Origin of the sequence: Vibrio sp. 1557 (genome assembly GCF_033340175.1) — a bacterium.
Taxonomy (GTDB): Bacteria; Pseudomonadota; Gammaproteobacteria; order Enterobacterales; family Vibrionaceae; genus Vibrio; species Vibrio alginolyticus.
On sequence record NZ_JAWOVZ010000222.1, the window covers coordinates 1 to 1,156 of the forward strand.

Sequence of the window (1,156 nt, forward strand, 5' to 3'; positions counted from 1 at the left end):
TTTACGTGGTGTTACAACCGATTGTTGATGTAAACAATGATCGCTGGGATTACTTTGAAATACTCGCTCGTTGGAACAGCAGTGTGTATGGCAACATCTCCCCTGCGGAGTTTATTGAAGCGGCAGAGCAATAGGGATTAATCATCGAATTAGGTGAGCGAATCATAGAGTTAGCATGTATTGCGAAGCAAGAGTTAGAGGCCCACCTCGGTTATACCGTGAAGCTATCCATCAACTGCTCTGCACACGAACTGGTCGATTCAAACCGCTACATCAACCACCTAACAACCTTGCTCGAGCGATACGGTCACGATGCTTCGGACTTGGTTATAGAGCTCACTGAAACCGTTTTGCTTTCACAAAGTGGACGCGAGCAGATGGTTTTGAACTCGCTTCGCTGTCTTTGTTTTAAAGTCTCACTGGATGACTTCGGCACTGGCTATTCGAGCTTAAATTACATTCATAATTACCCTATCGACAGCATCAAAATTGACGCCACATTTGTGCGCAATATGCTCTCGAACAAAACGTCAGAGCAAGTGGTGTATCTGATAGCCCAGTTAGCTCAACTGTTGGATGTCGACCTAATTGCAGAAGGCGTAGAAGACGACAGGGCGTTAAATAAGCTTATCGACATGGGTTGCCATTATATTCAAGGCTACTTCTATTCTCGCCCACACAACGTCGATGAATTGGTACACATGATTAACGATAGACAAGTCAAACGCGCATAAAAAAGACCAAGCAATTGCTTGGTCTTTTTGTTTCGATTAAGAGCCTAAACAGCTATAAAACCGCTTTTTCTTTATTTTTTAGCAGCTTATCCATTTCATCTCGATTCGCAATGAAGGTTGCCATCTCCTTCTTAGGAACAGAGCTCGCCATCGGAATATTCGCGCGCATCGCGTTTACAGGGCGTCCGTACTCGATCAATTCATAGTGAAGGTGTGGGCCAGTAACTCGTCCTGTTTTACCAGACAAACCGATACGCTGACCGCGAGAAACTTTTTGGCCTTTCTTCACTAAGATCTTGCTTAGGTGCAGGTAACGCGTTTTGTATTTGTTACCGTGCTCAACAACAACGTAGTTACCCGCATATGGGTGCTTACGGGTCATAATCACAGTACCATCACCCGTCGACACTACTGGTGTGCCA

1 protein-coding gene and 1 pseudogene are annotated in these 1,156 nt (G+C 45.0%); one reads left to right on the plus strand and one right to left on the minus strand.

Annotated elements, in window-relative coordinates; genetic code table 11:
- Positions 1-734: pseudogene (locus R7070_RS26040) on the plus strand (EAL domain-containing protein); the annotation flags it as partial.
- Positions 735-786: 52 nt separating this feature from the next.
- On the opposite strand, the gene R7070_RS26045 reads toward R7070_RS26040, so the two are convergent.
- Positions 787-1,156, minus strand: a 370-nt coding sequence (locus tag R7070_RS26045) for a M23 family metallopeptidase (RefSeq protein WP_318141493.1), incomplete at its 5' end; no start/stop codon positions are given.